This is a genomic window from Mitsuaria sp. CC2 (genome assembly GCF_048957715.1).
Lineage (GTDB): Bacteria > Pseudomonadota > Gammaproteobacteria > Burkholderiales > Burkholderiaceae_C > Roseateles.
The window spans coordinates 1-19264 of record NZ_JARVXN010000018.1; the positions used below are offsets into that span (position 1 = coordinate 1).

General features: G+C 70.2%; 18 protein-coding genes. 4 read left to right on the plus strand and 14 right to left on the minus strand.

The annotated features are described in order from the left end of the window. The 4 genes from PV762_RS12640 to PV762_RS12655 all read left to right on the plus strand — a co-directional run. Positions 1–1830: 3'-5' exonuclease (locus PV762_RS12640; RefSeq protein ID WP_421035366.1), on the plus strand; the 1830-nt coding region annotated here is incomplete at its 5' end. Positions 1831–2086: 256 nt separating this feature from the next. Then, positions 2087–2704, plus strand: coding sequence for an ImmA/IrrE family metallo-endopeptidase (locus PV762_RS12645; protein ID WP_421035367.1), 618 nt, complete (start codon positions 2087–2089; stop codon positions 2702–2704). An 83-nt stretch (positions 2705–2787) separates the two neighbouring features. Beyond that, positions 2788–3486 (plus strand): lysoplasmalogenase, encoded by a 699-nt coding sequence (locus tag PV762_RS12650; protein WP_421035368.1) that lies wholly within the window; start codon positions 2788–2790, stop codon positions 3484–3486. Continuing rightward, a complete protein-coding gene (locus tag PV762_RS12655) occupies positions 3483–6221 on the plus strand; it encodes a hypothetical protein (RefSeq protein WP_421035369.1) in 2739 nt (912 codons plus the stop codon). The genes PV762_RS12650 and PV762_RS12655 overlap by 4 nt, the downstream gene beginning before the upstream one ends. 5 nt (positions 6222–6226) lie before the next feature. Here PV762_RS12655 and ppk2 read toward each other — a convergent pair whose 3' ends face one another. From ppk2 to PV762_RS12725, 14 genes are all read right to left on the minus strand, one after another. After that, a complete protein-coding gene (ppk2, locus tag PV762_RS12660; RefSeq protein ID WP_421035370.1) occupies positions 6227–7111 on the minus strand; it encodes a polyphosphate kinase 2 in 885 nt (294 codons plus the stop codon). Between the two features lie 66 nt (positions 7112–7177). Next, entirely contained in the window at positions 7178–8023 is an 846-nt protein-coding gene (locus PV762_RS12665) for a D-hexose-6-phosphate mutarotase (RefSeq protein ID WP_421035371.1), read from the minus strand. Between the two features lie 14 nt (positions 8024–8037). Further along, positions 8038–8796, minus strand: a complete 759-nt coding sequence (locus PV762_RS12670) for a 4'-phosphopantetheinyl transferase family protein (protein ID WP_421035372.1) — start codon at positions 8794–8796, stop codon at positions 8038–8040. Between the two features lie 20 nt (positions 8797–8816). Further along, a complete protein-coding gene (locus tag PV762_RS12675) occupies positions 8817–9404 on the minus strand; it encodes a hypothetical protein (RefSeq protein WP_421035373.1) in 588 nt (195 codons plus the stop codon). Positions 9405–9489: 85 nt separating this feature from the next. Beyond that, positions 9490–9912 carry a hypothetical protein gene (locus PV762_RS12680; RefSeq protein ID WP_421035374.1) on the minus strand — a complete coding sequence of 141 codons (423 nt, stop codon included), beginning with the start codon at positions 9910–9912 and terminating at the stop codon, positions 9490–9492. 85 nt (positions 9913–9997) lie between these two features. Then, positions 9998–10468 (minus strand): excinuclease ATPase subunit, encoded by a 471-nt coding sequence (locus PV762_RS12685; protein ID WP_421035375.1) that lies wholly within the window; start codon positions 10466–10468, stop codon positions 9998–10000. Positions 10469–10536: 68 nt separating this feature from the next. Continuing rightward, on the minus strand, positions 10537–11766 hold the full coding sequence (locus PV762_RS12690; protein WP_421035376.1) for a beta-ketoacyl-ACP synthase: 1230 nt from the start codon (positions 11764–11766) through the stop codon (positions 10537–10539). Next, on the minus strand, positions 11763–12509 hold the full coding sequence (gene fabG, locus PV762_RS12695; protein WP_421035377.1) for a 3-oxoacyl-ACP reductase FabG: 747 nt from the start codon (positions 12507–12509) through the stop codon (positions 11763–11765). Before fabG ends, PV762_RS12690 begins: the two co-directional genes overlap by 4 nt. A 74-nt stretch (positions 12510–12583) precedes the next feature. Beyond that, positions 12584–13153, minus strand: a complete 570-nt coding sequence (locus PV762_RS12700; protein WP_421035378.1) for a 3-hydroxylacyl-ACP dehydratase — start codon at positions 13151–13153, stop codon at positions 12584–12586. After that, entirely contained in the window at positions 13146–14342 is a 1197-nt protein-coding gene (locus PV762_RS12705) for a beta-ketoacyl-ACP synthase (RefSeq protein ID WP_421035643.1), read from the minus strand. Before PV762_RS12705 ends, PV762_RS12700 begins: the two co-directional genes overlap by 8 nt. Positions 14343–14344: 2 nt before the next feature. Beyond that, positions 14345–15049 carry a DUF3261 domain-containing protein gene (locus PV762_RS12710; RefSeq protein WP_421035379.1) on the minus strand — a complete coding sequence of 235 codons (705 nt, stop codon included), beginning with the start codon at positions 15047–15049 and terminating at the stop codon, positions 14345–14347. 8 nt (positions 15050–15057) lie between these two features. Further along, complete coding sequence (locus PV762_RS12715) at positions 15058–16179, minus strand: SAM-dependent methyltransferase (RefSeq protein WP_421035380.1); 1122 nt, start codon at positions 16177–16179, stop codon at positions 15058–15060. Continuing rightward, positions 16176–18566 carry an MMPL family transporter gene (locus tag PV762_RS12720; protein WP_421035381.1) on the minus strand — a complete coding sequence of 797 codons (2391 nt, stop codon included), beginning with the start codon at positions 18564–18566 and terminating at the stop codon, positions 16176–16178. The genes PV762_RS12715 and PV762_RS12720 overlap by 4 nt, the downstream gene beginning before the upstream one ends. Positions 18567–18573: 7 nt before the next feature. Then, positions 18574–19263: a LolA family protein gene (locus PV762_RS12725; RefSeq protein WP_421035382.1), complete on the minus strand. Its 690-nt coding sequence runs from the start codon at positions 19261–19263 to the stop codon at positions 18574–18576. Position 19264 lies beyond the last annotated feature (1 nt).

Here is a 19264-nt window from a genome sequence, read left to right on the forward strand (position 1 = left end):
GAGCTGCTGGTGTCGACGTTCCACTCGCTGGGCGTGCGCATCCTGCGCCAGGACGGCCGGCATCTGGGGCTCAAGGAACAGTTCTCCATCCTGGATTCGGACGACGTGCTGTCGGTGCTGCGCGATGCGGGCGGCACGACCGACGCGGCGACGGCCAAGTCCTGGCAGTGGACCATCTCGCTGTGGAAGAACCAGAACCTGAGTCCGCAGCAGGCGCTGGCCTACGCGAAGGACGACATGGAGCGCGCCGCCGCCGTGGTGATGCAGCGCTACCAGGAGCGGCTGACCGCGTACCAGGCGGTGGATTTCGACGACCTCATCGGCCTCCCGCTGAAGCTGCTGCAGACGAACGAGGAGGCGCGCGGCAAGTGGCAGGAGACGCTGCGCTACGTGCTGGTGGACGAGTACCAGGACACCAACGCGGTCCAGTACGAGCTGCTGAAGTGCCTCGTCGGCGACCGGGCGATGTTCACCGCGGTGGGTGACGACGACCAGTCCATCTACGGCTGGCGCGGCGCGACCATCGAGAACCTGAAGAAGCTGCCGGTCGATTTCCCGCAGCTGAAAATCATTCCGCTGGAGCAGAACTACCGCTCGACCAGCGCGATCCTGCGCGCGGCCAACAACGTGATCGGCGGCAATCCCAAGCTGTTCCCGAAGACGCTGTGGAGCGAGTTCGGCGAGGGCGATCCGATCTCGCTGATCGAGGCCGACGGCGAGGAGCACGAGGCCGAGCGCGCCGTCGCCCGCATCCAGGCGATCCGGGCCAACGAGCCGGCGACGAAGTTCTCGGATTTCGCGATCCTCTACCGCGCCAACCACCAGTCGCGCATCTTCGAGCAGGCGCTGCGCCGCGCCGAGATCCCGTACAAGGTCTCCGGCGGCCAGAGCTTCTTCGACCGCACCGAGATCAAGGACCTCTGCGCCTGGCTGCGGCTGCTGGTGAACCAGGACGACGATCCGGCGTTCCTGCGCGCGGTGACGACGCCCAAGCGCGGCATCGGCCACCAGACGCTGGGACATCTGAGCGAGTTCTCGGCGAAGTGGAAACTGTCGATGTTCGAGTCGCTGTTCGCCGAGTCGCTCAAGGCGACGCTGTCGAGCAAGGCGCTGCACGGGTTGCACGAGTTCGGCCGCTATGTCGTCGACCTCGAGTACCGCGCGCGCCACGCCGTCGGTGCGGAGGAAGGCAAGGCGCTGATCATGGAGTGGCTCAAGGACATCGCCTACGAGCAGTACCTGATCGACCAGGAAGACAACGAGAAGGTCGCGCAAGCCCGCTGGGGCAACGTGCTCGACTTCGTCGACTGGGTCGCCAAACGCTGCGGCGGGGAGATCTCGACCGACGGCGGCATCACCACCGAAAGCCCCCGCCAGACGCTGCTGGAAGTGGCGCAGACCATCAGCGTGATCCTGTCGCTGGCAGAACGCCAGGAAGAGCAGGACCAGGTCGTGCTGACGACGCTGCATGCCTCGAAGGGCCTCGAATGGCCGCACGTGGTGCTGGCCGGCGTGAACGAAGGGCTGCTGCCGTTCAAGGCGGATAACGACGAGCTCACCCCGCAGCGCGTCGAGGAAGAACGCCGCCTGATGTACGTCGGCATCACCCGCGCGCGGCGCACGCTGGCGGTGTCGACGCTGCGGCGGCGCAAGAAGAACCGGGAAACCGTCGTGGGCGTGCCCAGCCGGTTCATCGCGGAAATGAAACTCGGCGAGGGGGGCGTCAAGGAAGACCCCCGGGAGAAGCTCAAGCGCATGCGGGAGCAGCTCGCCGCCAAGGCCGCGGATACCGCGGCGAAGCAGGCTCAGGCGGCGAAGGACGACCGCTGATTCCCGCGAGAGGCCAAGCGCGGGCTCGCCACGATGCATGGGGCCTCGCGTCCGCGAACCCCAAGCATCATGCCGGCCCCACCCTCACTCGCTGACCGCACGCTGTCGACGACCGTTGAGCCAGGGATGGCAAGACCTGTCACTCGAACAGTCAGTGACGGTCGTGGGCGAACGATTCTTACTGGTTCGAGTCATTTCGCAGCGACGCACACCTTCCTAGCATCCGGTCCCTCTGCGCCCGCCGAGGAGACCGACCATGGCCGATGCCCCGCTGTCCTGTTCCCCACCTTCCCCGTCCCCATCCCCTTCCCCTGCGCCGTCCCTGACGCCTTCTTCCCAGTGCCGCGATGCCCGCTCACCGGCGGAGGTCGCAGAGCGGCATCGCACCATCGACGCGCTCGTCGACCAGCTGCGCAAGGCGCACTGGGACCAGGCCACGCTGCCGCTGGATCCCCACGAACTGGCCGACGGCGCCGGCGTCGAGGTGCGCGATCGCGGCGGAGCGCAGGAGCCGATGTACCCCTATCGCGGCCGGCTCCTCTATCTGGACGACCGCCCGGTGATCGAGCTCAATCTGGCGGAGGAACCGATGCGGCGACGCATCGTGCTGGCCCACGCGCTGGGCCACCACGTGCTCGGGCACGGCCTGGTGCCGCCGGAGACCGCACCGAATCTCTCCAGCCACAGCCCGCATCGCATCGAGCAGGAAGCCCATCGCTTCGCGCTCGACCTGCTGATGCCGGACTTCGCGATCTACCGGCTGATGAACCAGGGCGTGGTCAGCGCGCGTCGGCTGTCGGAGAAATTCCTGGTGCCCGAGTCCGCCATGCACGAACGCCTGCAAGCCCTCGATCGCCACTGGTCGCACCTGTGACATGGGAAACCCCCCTGTAAGGTCTGCCATATCACCCGGATCCGGGGGGTGGGGGCGATCGGCAAACGGCAGAATGCGGGCGCATGACAGCCTCCGCCGCCAAGTCCGCTATCAGGCTCGCCGCCGCGCTCCCGCTGCTGACCTTGCTCAGCGCGGCCGCCGCCATCCTCGCCTTGTCCCAGCCGGCGCAATTGCCGCCGGCCCTGGCCTTCCTGTTCAAGCCGCTGACGACGGTGCTGATCCTGCTCTACGCCTGGCCGCGGGGCGCGGATCGACCGCGGCTGGCCCGCTGGCTGCGCGCGGGGTTGCTGTGCTCGCTGGCGGGGGACGTGGCGCTGCTGTGGCCGGAGCAGGGGTTCCTGCCCGGGCTGGTGAGTTTCCTGGCCGCCCATGTCTGCTACATCGTCGGCTTCTGCACGCGCAAGCGGCTGGGCGCGGTGCGCTGGCCTTTCCTGATGTTCGGCGTGATCGCGGCGGTGGTGCTGGGCCGTCTCTGGCCGCACATCCCGGATGAGCTGAGGGCGCCGGTGGTGGTGTACGTCGTCTGCCTGTCGGTGATGGCCGCGCAGGCCTGGGCCTGGTGGCGCGGCAGCGTCGGCCAGCCCGATGAACCGCGGGCGCGGTGGGCCGCCTGGGGCGGCACGCTGTTCGTGCTGTCGGACGCGATGCTGGCGATCAACAAGTTCGCCGGGCCGCTGGAGATGGCCAGCTTCTGGGTGCTCGCCAGCTACTGGCCGGCGCAGTGGTGCATCGCGAGCAGCCTGGAGCGGCGCCGCGCATGAACTTCGTCCTGCCCCGACGTCCCGCCGCCCTCGCCTCGCTGGCGACAGGCCTTGCCTGCGCCGTGCTGGGCCTCTGGCTCATGCGGCATTACCCGGTCGAGCCGATCGCCGCCACCGCGCTGTGGACGGCGATCGCGGTGGCCGGCTTCTTCGGCTGGCGGGTCCTGCCGCTGCTGGTGCCCGCGCTGGTGCCGGTGATCGGCTTCGCCCCGTGGACCGGCTGGATCACCTTCGAGGAACTCGACCTGCTGGTGCTGGCGGTCGCCGCGGGCGGCTATACCGCGATCGCGTTGACCGCGCCGCCGCACAAGCCGGTGGCGTGGCGTTACCGCACGCTGCGCTGGCGCGCCGCCGTGCGGGTGCTGATGGCGGTGTTCGCGTTGTCGACCTTCATCGCCATCTGGCGCGGATTCGATCAGGCCGGCGGGGTGGAGTTCGGGTTCTGGCAAGGCTTCCAGGAGCCGATGAACAGCCTGCGCGCGGGCAAGAGCTTCTTCCTGGTCCTGCTGCTGCTGCCGCTGTGGCAGAAGGCGTCGGACCTGCGGCCGACGGCGGTGCAGCGCCTGTCGCGCGCCGCCTGGGTGCTGGTGCTGATCGCGACCTCGCTGGGCGCGCTGTGGGAGCGGTGGGTCTACACGGCGCTGCTGGACTTCTCGTCGGACTACCGCACGACCTCGCTGTTCTGGGAGATGAACGTCGGCGGCGCGTCGCTGGACGGCGCGCTGGCGCTGAGCGTGCCGTTCGCGTTGCTCTGGGCGATGCGGGAACGCCGGCCGCTGCGCTTCGTGGCCGCGCTCGCCGTGATGCTGCTGGCGTTCTACGCGTCGCTGACGACCTTCTCCCGCGGCGTCTATCTGGCCGTGCCCGCCGGCATGGCGCTGTGCGCGATCCTGTGGGCGGTGCAACGCCGGGAAGGACCTGAAGCGTCCCGGCAGGATGCCTCGGCGGCCGGTGCGTTCCCCGGGGCTCGATCCAGCGCTTTCGCCGGCGCTCGTCCCAGTTCGTTCCACGGCGCCTTGCCTGGTGCGGGCGGCAGGGTCCCCCTGGGCGGCGCGATCGGCGTGGTCCTGGGCACCGCGGCGGCGGCCTGGGTGCTCTTCGGCGCCGGCGGCTATCGGGCGATGCTCGCGCTGGCCGGCAGCGCCGCGGTGCTGCTGGCGATGCCGGCCACTCGCGCCGCCTGGCCGCGCGGCCAGATGCGGGCGCTGCTGGTGGTGGCGACCGTGCCGGCGCTGCTGCTGGCGCTGCTCGGCGGGCTGCTCATCGACCTCGTCCCCAAGGGGGCGTACCTGATCGACGGCGCCGTCGTGCTGCTCGGGCTGGGCCTGGCCTGGTTGTGGCGCGGCGGACTGACGCAGCCGTCGCAGGCTTTCGCGCTGGCGGTCGTGTGGATGGCCTCGCTGGCCGGCGCAGGGCTGGTGGCGGCGCACTGGGGCGGCGGACGGGACGTGATCGGCATCGCCGCCGTGCTGACGCTGCTGGCGGTGGCATGGATCGCGACGCAATGGTCGCCGCGCGTCGGTGCGGGCCTGCGCAACGCGGGCTGGCGCGCCCGGGGCCTGGTGTGGACCGCCTGCCTGCTCGCCTGCGCGGTGGTTGCGGCGCTGGGTGGCGGCGCGTACATCGGTCAGCGGATGTCGACCGGACAGCAGGACTTCGACGGCCGCCTCGAGCATTGGCGCATCGGGCTCGGCCTGCTCAAGTCCATGGACGAATGGCTGCTGGGCAAGGGCAGCGGACGGTTCCCGGCGAGCTTCGCCAACGGCGGCCCGTTCGACGAGCGCGTCGGCGACTACCGGCTGAATCCGCCCCGGTCGGAGGTGCCCGCCTCCGGTCTGCCGGGCGCGGAGCCCTTCCCCCATCCGACCGTGACGCTGACCAGCGGCCTGCACATGATGGGCAACGGCGAGATGTTCCGTCTCAGCCAGCGCGTGCCGGCGGTGTCCGGCGAGGTCGCGGCGACGGTGGTGCTGCGCACGCAGTTCAAGACGCAGGTACGGGTCGAGGTCTGCGAGAAGTTCCTGCTCTACCCGCTGCAATGCGTGATCCGCCAGGAAATGGTCGAGCCCAAGGGCGGGGCCTGGCAGTCGGTGCAGCTCAAGCTCGGCCAGACACCGGCCGGTTTCGGCGGGCCGTCCTGGGCGCCGCGGCGACTGGTGGCGTCGGTGACGCAGAACTGGCGCGGCGGGGTGATCGAGATCGCGTCCGTGTCGATCGTCGATAGCGTGCACGGTCCGGTGCTGCGCAACGGCGACTTCAGCGAGGGCCTGGCGCGCTGGTTCTTCACCAGCGACCGCAACCACATGCCCTTCCACATGAAGAGCCTGCCGGGGCATGTGCTTTTCGAGCAGGGCCTGTTCGGCCTCGCGCTCTGGACCAGCCTGCTGGTGACGGTGCTGGTACGCCTAAGCTTCGGCGCGGGTCGTCACCATCCGCTGGCGCCGGCGGTCGCGGGCGGGCTTGCGGGCTTCGTGATCGTCGGCCTGTTCGACAGCCTCATCGACGCGCCGCGGATCGCCTTCCTGTTCTATGCGCTAATGGCGCTGGGGCTGGGACTGCGCGCCTCGTCGCGCAAGTCGCAGGGGCCGGGCGACCCCGACTCCCGCCTGGAGCTGGAGACGCTGCAGCCCGAGCTGGAATCCGCCTTCGAAGCCGCCCCCGAGGTCCGCCGCGCGATGGCGGCGGCGGGCGTCAAGCTCAAGGGCCCCGCGACACCGAAACGCCCCCACCGCTGACGCCGTCAAAGGCTCTTGATCGGCTTCAGCTTCCAACCGAAGCGCTCTTCCTTCAGGCCACCGGCCACCGGCGGGAACTGGAGTTCCTTCGCTGGCACGCTCACATCCGGCAGGTGATCCAGCAGATGGCGGATCAAGGTCAGTCGGCCTCGCCGCTGATCGTTGAAATCCACCAGCGCCCAGGGCGCGTGCTTGGTGTGCGTGTGTTCGAGCATGCGGTCGCGCGCGCGGCCGTAGTCGTCGTAATGCTGTCGCGCCTCCAGGTCGATCGGCGACAGCTTCCACTGCTTGAGCGGATCCTCGGCGCGCTCGGCGAAGCGCTCTTCCTGCTGGCGCTGATCGACCGTCAGCCAGTACTTGAACAGCAGCAGGCCGTCGTCGACCAGCAGCCGCTCCAGCGCGGGCGCCTGCTTGAGGAAGTCTTCGGTCTGCTGCGGCGTGCAGAAGCCCATCACGGCCTCGACGCCGGCGCGGTTGTACCAGCTGCGGTCGAACAGCACGATCTCGCCGGCCCCCGGCAGGTGGGTCAGGTAGCGTTGGAAATACCACTCGCCCTGCTCCCGTTCGCCGGGCTTGCCCAGCGCGACGGTGCGGCACTGGCGCGGGCTCAGCGTCTCGGAGATCGCGCTGATGACGCCGCCCTTGCCGGCAGTGTCGCGGCCCTCGACGATGACCAGCAGCCGCTTGCGCGTGTGCTGCAGCCAGCGGCCGAGGTTGTTGAGCTCCACCTGCATCGGCTGCAGGCGCTCCAGGTAGTCCGACTTCGAGAGTCTGTCGCTCTTGTCGCTCTTGTCGCTCTTGTCGCTCTTGGCGCTCTTGGCGCTCTTGGCGTCCCGGTCGCTTTTTTCGTCGCTGCGCTTGCCGCTGTTCTTGGACTTCTTCCCGGCCATGCTGACTCCGTGCAGTGAAGGACGGGCCAGCTTACCGCGCCTCGCCGTCGATGCGGCGGCGCGGCTTCAGAGCAGTTCGAGCGTCTGCATGCCCGCCCAGGTCTCGCCGGGCGGCAGCTCGATCGGCTTGAGCACCTGCGCGGCCTCGACACAAAGCATCTGCTTCCAGCCGCCTTCGGGCATGTCGGGCAGCGCGTCGCCCTTGGCCTGGCCGGGGTTCCAGACCACGACGTCGGTGAAGCCCTGCTGGCGGATCGCCACGCGGCGGTCGCCGTCGCGCAGGGTCAGGTCGTGCTTCGCGTCCTGGTAGATGCGGTCCATCTCGCCATCCAGACGCAGCAGGTCTTCGTGCTGGGTGCCGGCACGTTCCGCGGCCGAGTCCCAGTAAGCCAGACCCGACAGGCCCTGCACCGACGCCGACATGATCTGCGTCAGCCGCAGATAGGTGTGCAGCGCCGCCGTGAAGCTCAGCGGCGCCTCGCCCTTGTTCTCGCAAGCGAGCTCGATCTGCAGCGCACGGCCGGCGATGCGGATGCTGATCTCGGCCTCGAAGGCATGCGGCCAGACCATGCGGGTGGCGTTGTCGTCGCTCAGGCGCAGGACAGCGAGCGCGTCTTCCTTGCCCGACTCGGCGCTGACCAGCTGCCAGGGCTTGCCGCGCGCGAAGCCGTGGCGCTGCAACGGGCCGCGGGTCGCGAACTGCGGAAAGATCACCGGCACGCCGCCGCGGATCGCCTGACCGGTGGTGAAGGCGCTCTTCGGCGAGAGGAAGAGCTGCTCGTCGGCGCCCGCAGGCACCCACGACACCAGATGGCCGCCGTGCAGCAGCAGGGTCGCGCAGGCGCCGCCGGGCGCGCGCAGTTCAAGGGCTTCGAGGCCCTGGTGGCGGGTGATGGCGATCGGAGTGGACATGGGCGGGAACAACTTCAGGCGGAGGGCCGCGATTCTAGGAGTTGCCAGCGCACGTGCTCGCCGGCCATCTCCGCGGGAAGGTCATGCGGGCGCAGACCGCGCCCTGCAGGATCGCCGTCCACGACGACGGCGAGCATCAGGCCGAGGCCTTCCGCGCGGGCGCAGGCACAGTCCGCGCGAGGCCCGTCGGTATCGGTATCGGCATCGGCATCGGCATTCGGTTCGGCATCAGCTGACGCGCCGAGGTCGTCGAGCGGGAGGAAGTCGAGCGCACGCATCTGCGCGAAGTCGAGGCCGCGTCCACGGCATTTCAGCCAGGCTTCCTTGAGCGTCCACCAGCCGTAGAAGACCGCGAGCGCGTCGGCGTCGCGGCCCTGGGTCCGCAGCCGCTCGATCTCCGCACATTGCGCCTCGCCGTGCACCTGCCGCGACAACGCGAGCAGATCGCCGCGACGTGGTCGCAGTACTTCGATGTCGACGCCGATCGGCAGCGCGCAAGCGCCGGCGAACAGCCAGTCGCCGCTGTGGGACAGGTTGATGTGCCCGGACGGCAGCGTGCTGCGTCCGTCGGCATCGATGTCGGGCGGTACGGCCGTCAGTTGCCGCAGCAACCGACGTCCTTCGACGAAGCGCTCCCGCGCTTCGTCGTTGCGGCGTCCCGCGAGCCGGGCGCGCTCGCCCGGCAGCAGGTCTTCGGGCGACAGCGGCGGACCGGACAGGCCGGTCCGCGTCGTCAGCGCCAGGCGCAGGAGGGGCGGCAGCGCGGCGCTCATGCCGTCTTCCGCCGCCGTCCTCACTTGGCCGCGATGCCCTTGCTGTCGGCGCCGGTGGGGCCGCCGCGAGCCACTTCGTAGTTGCTGCGCAGATAGCCGCTCGCCAGATCGGCCACGCGGGTCAGCATCAGGTTGTCATGCACGCCCATCGTGAAGCTGGCCGCCCAGGCGTCGGCGCGCTGGAAGAACTCCGGCGTGGCGACCACACGGCCCTTGTCGTCGACGATAGTGAGCTTGAGCAGCACGCCAGAGCTGCCGGCCAGCGGGCCGAACATGACGCGGGTCGCGCCGTGCGTGAACTCCATCTGCTCGATCACCGGGGTGATCGTCAGCTTGCGGCCATTGTCCGGCTTGGCGTTCCAGTCGAGCTTGGCGGAGGACAGTCCCTTGTCCAGGTTCTCCTGGATCTTGGTGACCGCGCCGGGGCTGGCCTTGATGCCGTTGGCGACGCGCACGGGCTGCACCTCGATGCGGCCGAAGGCCTGGAACGCCTCTGCCGGCGGCGGGTTCTCCGCGGCGGAGGCCTTGATCTTGGTGGCGCAGCCTTGCAGGGCTGCCAGGCCCATCAGGCCGGCGATCGCGAAGACGCGAAGCATGTGACGACGCATTGAAATACTCCCTCGGTGTGTGGTTGGTGTCGTTGGTGGTGTTGGTGTGGGTGTTGGTGTCGTGAACGCAGGCGGAACCGGCCGCTCAGCGACGCAACTCTTCCTGGATGTCCTTGCCCAGGTTGATCACCCAGCCGTTGTACAGCGGGTGGATCTGGGCCACGCCGTCCTTCATGCCCCACAGCAGGTCCTTGCTGGACACGTACTTGATCTGGAAGCTCGAGTCGTCGTAGGTCACCGAGACCACCGCCTCATGCTTGCCGTTCTGCTTGTCCAGCACCAGCAGCACTTCGCCGGGCTTCTCTTCGCGGACCTGCCAGGTGCGCTTGGCACCGCCGCGGATGATGGCGGCCTTGATGGCTTCGGCACCCGGGGCCTGGCCGGCGGCGTCGGTCACGGTGACGCGCTCCGGCTCCAGCAGCGGCGCGGGGCTGCGGGCGGCCAGGGCATTGGTGGCGGCGGCGCCCAGCGCGGCGGCCATCAGGGCGGAGATCAACAGCTTCTTCATTCGGTACTCCCTCTGTCGGACGGTATGGTGGATCAACCCCGCGCACGCCGTCCTGCGCGACGCGAGGGGCAAAGCAGTCCGCCGTTTACTCGGCGATCTTGGCGTAGGTCCCCTTCAGCGCGACGCCGATGATCATGGCGCCGGCGTGGCACTCGAAGGTGGTGTCGCTCTTGGTCTCGTTCTTCTTGTAGTAGCTCACCAGGTCGACGACGGCGTTCGCGCCTTCGCGCTTGGCGCTGTTCTGGAACGCGATCAGGGCGCTCAGCGCGGCCCACTTGCAGCCGAACTCGTCGGACTTCCCGACGCCGTTGGTCTTCTGGTTGGAGCTGTCCGAGCCCATGCGCTTCTCGATGCGCGGCGTCTTCGCGCCGGCCAGGAAGAACTTGACCGAGCCGTCGAGCTTGCCTTGGGCTTCCGGCATGGCCAGCACGTCGGCCAGCGGGATGTGCAGCACCGTGTCGCGCGCCTGCGCGGCTCCGGCGGCCAGGCCCAGCGCGGCGACGCCGACGGCCAGCGATCGCTTCAGGACGAGGGCGTACGTGTTCTTCGAGGTCATGGGTTCCCTTTCTGGAGGACGTTGTGGTGGTGGAGGACGGTGGTGGTGCGCGGCCCGCGGTCGCGGCCTCAGATCCGGCGGAAGATCAGCGAGGTGTTGATGCCGCCGAACGCGAAGTTGTTGCTCATCACCAAGTCGGTCTGCAGCGCGCGACCGTCGCCGGTGAGGTAGTCCAGCTCGCCGCAGCGCGGGTCGACCTCGGTGAGGTTGAGCGTCGGGGCGAACCAGCCCTCGCGCATCATCTCGATGGTCATCCACGCTTCGAGCGCACCGCACGCGCCCAGCGTGTGGCCCATGTAGCTCTTCAGCGACGAGATCGCCACCTTGGACCCGAACACCTCGTTCGTCGCGCGCGACTCGGCCACGTCGCCGTGCTCGGTCGCGGTGCCGTGCGCGTTGACGTAGGGGATCGCCGCGGCGTCCAGGCCCGCGCTCTCCAGCGCCAGGCGCATCGCCTGCGCCATCGTCGGCGCGTTGGGCTGCGTGACGTGGCAGCCGTCGCTGTTGGTGCCGAAGCCGATCACCTCGGCCAGCATCGTCGCGCCACGCGCCTTGGCGTGTTCGTAGTCCTCCAGCACGAAGGTGCAGGCGCCCTCGCCCAGGACCAGGCCGTCACGATGGACGTCGAACGGCCGCGGCGTCAGCGACGGGCTGTCGTTGTGCCTGACGCTGGTGGCGAAAAGTGTGTCGAAGACCGCCGCCTCGGTGGCGTCGAGTTCCTCGGCGCCGCCGGCCAGCATCGCGATCTGCTGGCCGCTGCGAACCATCTCGTAGGCGTAGCCCAGACCCTGGCTGCCGGACGTGCAGGCGCTGCTGGTCGTGACGACACGGCCGGTCAGGCCGAAGGTGACGCCGATGTTCACCGGCGCCGTGTGCGACATCATCTTGATGTAGGTCGTGGCGTTGATGCCCTCGGTGCTCTTCTCGATGAGCATGCGGCCAAAGTCCCCGATGGCCTTGGGCGTCCCGGCGGACGAGCCGTAGGACACGCCGACCTTGCCGCCCTTGAGCACCGGATCGCCGAGCAGGCCGGCCTGCTCCAGCGCCATCTCGCTGGCACGCACCGCCATCAGCGCGACGCGGCCCATGCTGCGCGTGGTCTTGCGGTTGTAGCGGACAGGATCCAGATAGAAAGGCGCGGCAGGCACGCCGACGCGGGTGTTCAAGCCCTCGTAGAGGTCCCACTCGTCGATGTGCTGGACCGCATTGCGGCCGCTGCGCAGATGAGCGAGCACCGAGGTCCAATCGCAGCCCAACGGGCTGATCGCCCCAATGCCCGTGACGACGACGCGCCTCATCCCACCATTCCTCCGTTGACCGAGATCACCTGCCGGGTGATGTAGGCCGCGTCCTTTCCCATCAGGAAGGCGACCGTGGCGGCCACCTCCTCCGGTGTCCCGACGCGTTGCGCCGGGATCAGCTTCATCGCTTCCTCGAGGATCCGTTCGTCCACCATCTCGGTGGCGATCAGGCCGGGCGCGACGCAGTTCACCGTGATCTGCCGGCTGGCCAATTCGACCGCCAACGCTTTTGTGGCGCCGATGATACCGGCCTTGCTGGCGCTGTAATTGACCTGACCCCGGTTGCCCATGACCCCCGACACGGAGGCCAGCGTCACGATGCGGCCCGGCTTGCGGCGGCGCACCAGCGGCATCGTCAGCGGATGCAGCACGTTGTAGAAGGCGTCCAGGTTGGTGTGGATGACCTGGTCCCAGTCCTCGCCGCTGAGCGCCGGGAAGGCGCCGTCGCGCGCGATGCCGGCGTTGCAGACGACGCCGTAGTAGCAGCCATGCGCCTCGACGTCGGCCAGCAGCGCGGTCGACGCGGCCTCGCGGTCGGCGACGTCGAACTGCAGCACGCGGGCCTGGCGACCCAGGGCCGTGATCTCGGCGGCGACGGCGTCGGCTTCCTCGACGCGGCTGCGACAGTGCACCACCACGTCGTAGCCGTCGCGCGCCAGGCGCAGCGCCACCGCGCGCCCGATGCCCCGGCTGGAGCCGGTCACGAGGACGGTGTCCTTGGAATCGTTGTCGTTCTTCATGAAGCTCGGTAAGCGGTCTTTTCTTGAATTCTCGTCGGGCGCGCGGAGCGCCTCTTCACGCCATCTTCACGGCATCATCCTGTCGCCGCCCCGGCCAGGAAGGCCGCCGGATCCGGCGGCCCGAACACCGTGAGCTGCGCCTGGGCCAGCGGCGGCTCGTCCGGGGCCGGCGGCGTGGGGCCGGCCAGGTGGAGCATGCAAGCGAACTGGCCGAGGCCGTTGTCGGCCTGGAACTCGCGCGCGATCTCGATGCGCAACGTCTCGCCGGCCTCGAAGCGGGCGCGCGTGCTGCGGTACTTGCGGCAACCGAGCAACAGGCCGATGCGCGGCGGCTCGCCGCGCGCGCGGCCCTGCACGCCCGCCCATGCGGCCACCGCCTGCGCCATCAGCTCGATGCCGATCCAGCCGCCGATGCCGGTGCCGTCGCCCTGGCTGTCGTGGAAGAGCTGGTCGCCGGTGAGCGCCGCCTCGGCGACGAGGCGGTCGCCCTCGCAGGACAGCACGCGCGTCAGCAGGCTCATGCGTCCGGCGTGAGGCACGAGTTCCGCCGCCGGCATCGGGAACACGAGGTCGAAGGCGGCGTCGGACGAATTCGACGGCGTCGACGGGATCGACGGGATCGACGGGATCATCGGCTCAGACATCGTGTCGGCTCAAGATCAGCGCGGCATTGCTGCCGCCGAAGGCGAAGGAGTTGCTCAGCACGTGGCGTGGCGCGCGGCCCAGGAGCTCGCCCGGCGCGGCCAGCCGGATCGCGGGCAGCGTCGGGTCGCGGCGACCATCCCACCAGTGTGGCGCGAGCCGGCCGTCCGGGTTGTCGCGCAGATGTATCCAGGCGATGGCGGCCTCCAACGCGCCGGCGGCGCCGAGCGTGTGGCCGGTCAGCGGTTTGGTCGAGCTGCACGGCAGGTCGAGCCCGAACAGCGCTTCCACCGCCCGGCTCTCCATCGCGTCGTTCTGCGGCGTGGCCGTGCCGTGGAGGTTGAGGTAGTCGATGTCGGACGGCTGCAGGCCGGCCTGCGTCAGCGCCGCATGCATGGCCGCGAGCGCGCCGGTGCCGTTGGGTTCCGGCGCCGAGATGTGATGCGCGTCCGAGGTCTCGCCCCAGCCGGACAGTCGGACCGGGCCGGGCTCGCGCGTCATCAGGAACAGCGCGGCGGCCTCGCCGATGTTGATGCCTTCGCGGCCTTCGCTCATCGGGTTGCAGCGCGCCTCCGCGACCGACTCCAGCGCCGCGAAGCCCGCGACGGTGAAGCGGCACAGCGAGTCCGCGCCGCCGCAGACGACGGCGTCGCAGAGGCCGGCGCGCAGCAGCCGCGCGGCGCTCGCGAGCGCCTTCGCGCTGGACGAGCAGGCCGTCGAGATCACATGGCGCGGGCCGGCGGTGCCGATCTCGCGCGCGAGCATCAGCGCGGGCGCGCCGATCTCCTGCTGGCCGACGTGGAAGGACGCGGGCAATTGGGGCGTCTTGCCACCGGCATCGGCTGAAGCGATCCAGGCCTGCTCGGCTTCGCCGACGCCCGAGGTGCTGGTCCCGAGCACCACGCCGACGCGGCCCGCGCCGAAGCGCGCGATCGCCGCGTCGACGGCGGGACGGATCTGGGCGAGCGCCTCCAGCAGCAGCGCGTTGTTGCGGCTGCGCTCGGCGAGCGGGCGCACGTCGACGGCCGGCAGCTCGGCGTTCACCGCGCCCAGGTGCAGGGAGCGCCCGGGCCAGATCGCTTCGTTCGGCGCGACGCCGCCGGGGGCGTCCGCGAAGACGCCGGCGCGCAGCGCCTCGACGCCGCTGCCCAGGGCGCAGACGACGCCCAGCTCATGCAGATAGACGGCCACGCTCATCGGCCGGACTCCAGGGGTCGGGATTCGATCAGGAGCCGATAGTGCTCCCGCTGATTCGTGATGACGATCCGGCTGTCCCCGGCGAGGTCCCCGGAGACGGCGACATCGATGACCGGGCGTGCGAGGTCCGCGCCCGCGATCAGCTCGCGACGGCCCGGGGTGTCGCGCAGCGTCCAGCCCGGCGGCAGCTCGCCGCGCAGCGCGGTGGCCGACCAGTAGACCAGCGTCAAGTCGCGCAGCATGCGCTGCTCGTCGACCTCGGCGGGCAGACGGGGATGGCGCCGCGTCTGCAGCTCGACGCCGTCCCACACCATCAGCAGCACGCGCTGCCCGACCGCGAACGCGGCCAGGCGCAGTCCTTCGGGGTCGATCTCCAGCTGCACGTCGACGACCTGCGGCGCGCGTCCGCTGTCGTCCAGCGGCGTGACCGTGAGCCGTTGGCTCAGGCTCACGTTGCGCTTGAGCAGCAGGGGCGCGAGTCGCAGCATCGGCAGCGGCATCGCCTCGACGTCCGGGGTCGGCATCGCGGTCGAGGTCGAGGTCGAGGTCGAGGTAGAGGTCGATGCGGCAGTCGACGAGACAGGGGGGGCCGGCGGGGCCACGGGCGCCTGCGTGGACGCGCACCCCGTCATCGCCACCACGATTGCGGCGAACGGGACGAGGAGCGACGCCTGCAGCGTCCGGTGAGTCCGGCGATTCATCGGAAGCCTCACGCCTTCGTCAGCCGCATCAGGCTGTGGCAGTAGCCGATGTTGTCGCGCATCGTGACCAGCTTCAGGCCGGCCTCGGCGGCCAGGCGCAGGTAGTCGCCGCTCTGGTAGACCTTGGAGTTGCCGCTGGCCATCGCGGTGAAGTACGGTGAGGTGTTGATCAGGCAGTACGCGGCGACGTCGTAGCGCTGGCGATCCCACAGCGTGTCCAGGATCAGCACCTGGCCGCCGGGCGCCAGCGCGTCGGCCACGCGGCGGAAGATGCTGGCGATCTGCGGTTCGCCGAAGCAGCTCAGGAACTGGCTCATCCAGATGAGGTCCATGCCGCCGGGCAGCGCGGCGCCGTCGTCCAGCATGTTGCGACCGTGGAACTTCGCGCGGTCGACGCTGCCGGCCTCCGTCAGCGTGGCGCGGGCCAGTTCGAGCTGCTGGGGCAGGTCGACCAGGTTCAGCTCGAAGTCGGCGTTGTAGGCCAGCGCCGCGCGGCTGAACTTGCCGGTGTTCGCGCCGATGTCCATTACCCGCTTGGGCGCGGTGGCGAAGACGTCGGGCAGGATGTCCGGGAAGGACGTGTCGGAATAGAAGTGGTCGAACTCGAACCAGCTCGTGCGCGCCGGCTCCTGCAGCGTCGACAGGCCTTCATAGATCGTCGGCCACGGACCGAGGTGGGCGAGGCCCAGCGGACGTTCCTCGTCGAGCGAGCGCTCCAGGTCGAAGAGGCCCTGGTAGCAGACGTCCTGGACGAAGTTGATGTTGATCTGCGTGATGCGGTCGCTGATCAGGCAGTAGCCGGTCTTGTCCAGCGCCCAGCGGCCCTGCTTGAGTTCGACCACGCCGGCCGACAGGCAGGACTCGAGCGCGAGCTTGAGCGCATAGGCGGTCCAGCGGCCGTCGGCCACCAGTTGCTCCATGCTCAGGCCGGCGTCGCCGGCGCCGGCCAGCGTCTCCAGCATGCCGCGCTTCCACGCGTAGCGCACGCACTGGAAGACGACCGGGCCGAAGGCGATCTTCTGCGCCTCGTAGCGGGCGGCGAAGGCGCTCTGCTTGGGCGGGGAGAAGCGCTTGTCGAGGGCCTCGGCGGCACCGTTCGCTGCGGTGTCCTGGGTCGGGGTCGTGGTCATGGAGTCCCTTGTGATGAAGGTGGTATGGGCGCGATGGCGCCGCTCGGATCGTCGGATTCGTCGATGGCGTCGGTCGGCATGAACAGCGGCGTGAGCCACCAGGCCAGCGTGACGCCGATCAGCAGCGTCAGCCCGAAGGCGCGCAGCGCCGGTGTGGTCGACAGCGCCAGCAGGCCGAAAGCCAGCAGCGTGGACAGCGCGGCCAGGCTCACGGAGAGGAAGGGCTGGATCTCGTGGCGGCCGGGTTGTTCGAGCAGGAAGATGCCGTAGTCGACGCCCAGCCCGAGCAGGATGAGCAGCGGCAGCAGATGGAACAGCGTGACGGGCACGCCCGCGACGCCGAAGACGGCGAGCGTGAGGAGCGTGGCCAGCGAGGTCGGCATCAGCGCGCGCCACGCCCGGCGGCCGAAGCGCGGCAGCAGCGCGAGCCACACCAGCAGATGTCCGGCCACGACCATCAGGCCGAACAGCGACGCATAACGGCCGAGCAGCGCGGAGATCTCGCCGACCTTGTCGACCCAGATCGCGCCGGGCAGTTGGCCGATCGCCGACGAGAGACGCGCGGTGTCGAGGTTCGTGTCGCCGCCGCGCAGCAGCACGGCACTGCGCCAGACGCCGTCCGCGCCGCGGCCCAGCCATTGGTGGCGCAGCGGCTCGGACACCGGCGACGCGAGCCACTGCGCCGCGAGCAGCGGCGACGAGGCGGCAGTCGGCGCGGGCAAGGTTTCGTCGAGCATCGTCGACAGGGCGCCGTTGATCTCGGTCGCACGGCGTCCGATCAACGCGGCGTCCTCGCGCTGCGCCTGCAGCGACGGCAGCCATTGCGACACGGCCTGCGACTCGACGCCCGACGCGCCCAGCGCGCGCACCACGGCTTCGTCGCGGGTCAGCAGCTGTTCCTCGTTGCCGCCCTCGACCAGCACGAAGCGCGCGACCCCGGGCAGGCCCATCACGCGGCTGACCTCGCGCTGCTGCTCGATCAGCGCGGCGGGCGCGCTCTGCAGCTGGCGGATGTCGTCGTTGCGCGTGAGAAGGGACAGGCCGATCGCGAGGAACAAGGTCGCGACGACGATCGCGCTCGCCCACCCCGCCCGCTTCCGACGGCCGGAGGCGGCAGACGGCACGCGCGCGCGCAGGCCGCCGAGCCACAGCCCGAAGCGCGTCGCCGGCGCGGCCTCGCCGTCCAGCCACGGGAACCAGAGCATCACCGTCGCGAAGGCGCCGAGCAGGCCGGCCGACGAGAACACCGCGATCTGGCGCAGGCCCGGGAACGGCGCGATGCCGATCAGCGCGTAGGCGATCACCGTCGTCAGCATCGCCAGGCTGACGATCGGCCACTGGCGCCGCAGCATGTCCCAGCGCGCCGCGCGCGCCAGGCCCATGCGGGCGCAGAAGTAGTTGCTGCCGTAGTTCTCCGCGACGCCCAGCAGCGTCGCGCCGAAGACCAGCGTGATCAGGTGCAGTCCGCCGAAGAGCGCGTGCGTGACCGACACCGCCGCCGCCAGGCCCACCGCCATCGACAGCGTCACCAGCACGCGCGGCCGCAGCGAGCGGAACGCGCACCACGTCAGCAGCACGATGCCGATCAGCGAGCCGGCGCCGATGGTGTGGATCTCGCGCTCGGCCTGCGCCGCGGCGGAGGCCGCGAACAGCGGGACGCCGCCCATGAGCACGCGCGCGTCGGGCACGACCTTGCGCGCGGCGTCGCCGGCCGCTTCGAGCCGCGCCACCAGCGCGCGCTGCGCCGAGACTGCGAAAGCCGGCGCCGTCGATTCGGCCATCAGCACCGCATAGGTGGTGTCGCCGTCGGTCACCGTGAGGCGGCCGTCCTGGACGCGCACGCGGCTGATGCCGGCGCGCTCCGCCAGCCAGCGGCCGCGCAGGTTCAAGGGATCCTCGGCCCAGGAGCCGATGCGCGGCAGACCGACCGGCTGGTGCAGCGCGCGCAGCGCCTGATGGGCGAGTCCCTCCGTCGGCTGTGTCTGAAGGGTCTTCCGGTCCGCCTCGGTCAGCAACGCGGCGCGCCACGGTGCGTAGAAGTCCAGCCAGGTGTTCTGCTCGCCCTCGTCGACGCGCCAGCGCAGTGCGACGCCGTCGCCCAACGCGCCGGCGAACGCATCGCCCGCCCGACGCGCCTGCGCGAGGTCCTTCGCACCGATCAGCACGACGACGCGTCGCTCGCCCGCATCGGCCAGGGCGCGCGTGGCTTCAGCGACGGCGGGGCGGCGCTCGTCGCGCGGCAGCATCGCGAGCACGTCGCTGTCCAGCACGCCGGCGGGCCGCGTCCACAGCCACGCCTGATGTGCCGCGATGACGAGCACCACCGCCAGCCACAAGCAGGCCAGCAGGCGATGCCCGCGCGGAGGACGCGACATGAAGGCAGTCATGGGAGGATCAGTCGAAGAGCCGGGCGCCGCCCTCGGGGGCGGTGTCGCGCAGATTGGAGAAGCCGATGCGCGTCACATCGCCGCCGGCCTCGACCAGCTCGACCGCGCGCACATGCGTGTCGCCGCTGAGCGCAAGCCGCTGCAGGACCTGCAGCCACGCCGCCTGGCGCGGTCGCAGATCCAGCTTCCAGGCAGCCGGGCCGGTCAACTCGCCGTCCATCGCGAAGAGCTTGGACAGCGCGCCCACGTCGCCGCCGAGCAGCGCGAACATCATCTCGTTGACCAGCCGCAGCGCGGGCTCGCGCTGCGCGTCCATCTTCATCGACGTCGCGCCGCCCTGGCTGGCGCGGATTTCGTCGCGCGTCAGACGGAGCTCACTCTCGAACGGCGTGCGCGTGCGCCACAGCACACCGCGGCCGCGCGCCACGACGAAATCGCCGCGCGAGACCACCGGCTTCTTGAAGCCGGGCACCTGCTTCGACTGCTCGAAGTCGCCGCGCAGCCACTCGGGCTGGCGCAGGCGCGCCTGCACGCCCTTCATCAGGGTGGCTTCGTCGGTCGCCGCGAGCGCGGTGGCCGGCAGCCCGATCGCCGACAACGCGGCGAGCGCCAGCAGCCGGCGACGGCCCGGATCCACGCTCGTCGTGGGCATCGTGCCCATCGAGTACATCGGATCGATCGAATCCATCGGAGCCATC

Excerpts from the sequence above, each read along its gene's own strand:
- PV762_RS12645 (WP_421035367.1), top strand. The coding sequence starts at position 2,087 with ATGGCCGATGCCCCGCTGTCCTGTTCCCCACCTTCCCCGTCCCCATCC.
- PV762_RS12650 (WP_421035368.1), top strand. The coding sequence starts at position 2,788 with ATGACAGCCTCCGCCGCCAAGTCCGCTATCAGGCTCGCCGCCGCGCTC.
- PV762_RS12655 (WP_421035369.1), top strand. The coding sequence starts at position 3,483 with ATGAACTTCGTCCTGCCCCGACGTCCCGCCGCCCTCGCCTCGCTGGCG.
- ppk2 (WP_421035370.1), bottom strand. The coding sequence starts at position 7,111 with ATGGCCGGGAAGAAGTCCAAGAACAGCGGCAAGCGCAGCGACGAAAAA.
- PV762_RS12665 (WP_421035371.1), bottom strand. The coding sequence starts at position 8,023 with ATGTCCACTCCGATCGCCATCACCCGCCACCAGGGCCTCGAAGCCCTT.
- PV762_RS12670 (WP_421035372.1), bottom strand. The coding sequence starts at position 8,796 with ATGAGCGCCGCGCTGCCGCCCCTCCTGCGCCTGGCGCTGACGACGCGG.
- PV762_RS12675 (WP_421035373.1), bottom strand. The coding sequence starts at position 9,404 with ATGCGTCGTCACATGCTTCGCGTCTTCGCGATCGCCGGCCTGATGGGC.
- PV762_RS12680 (WP_421035374.1), bottom strand. The coding sequence starts at position 9,912 with ATGAAGAAGCTGTTGATCTCCGCCCTGATGGCCGCCGCGCTGGGCGCC.
- PV762_RS12685 (WP_421035375.1), bottom strand. The coding sequence starts at position 10,468 with ATGACCTCGAAGAACACGTACGCCCTCGTCCTGAAGCGATCGCTGGCC.
- PV762_RS12690 (WP_421035376.1), bottom strand. The coding sequence starts at position 11,766 with ATGAGGCGCGTCGTCGTCACGGGCATTGGGGCGATCAGCCCGTTGGGC.
- fabG (WP_421035377.1), bottom strand. The coding sequence starts at position 12,509 with ATGAAGAACGACAACGATTCCAAGGACACCGTCCTCGTGACCGGCTCC.
- PV762_RS12700 (WP_421035378.1), bottom strand. The coding sequence starts at position 13,153 with ATGTCTGAGCCGATGATCCCGTCGATCCCGTCGATCCCGTCGACGCCG.
- PV762_RS12710 (WP_421035379.1), bottom strand. The coding sequence starts at position 15,049 with ATGAATCGCCGGACTCACCGGACGCTGCAGGCGTCGCTCCTCGTCCCG.
- PV762_RS12715 (WP_421035380.1), bottom strand. The coding sequence starts at position 16,179 with ATGACCACGACCCCGACCCAGGACACCGCAGCGAACGGTGCCGCCGAG.
- PV762_RS12720 (WP_421035381.1), bottom strand. The coding sequence starts at position 18,566 with ATGACTGCCTTCATGTCGCGTCCTCCGCGCGGGCATCGCCTGCTGGCC.
- PV762_RS12725 (WP_421035382.1), bottom strand. The coding sequence starts at position 19,263 with ATGGCTCCGATGGATTCGATCGATCCGATGTACTCGATGGGCACGATG.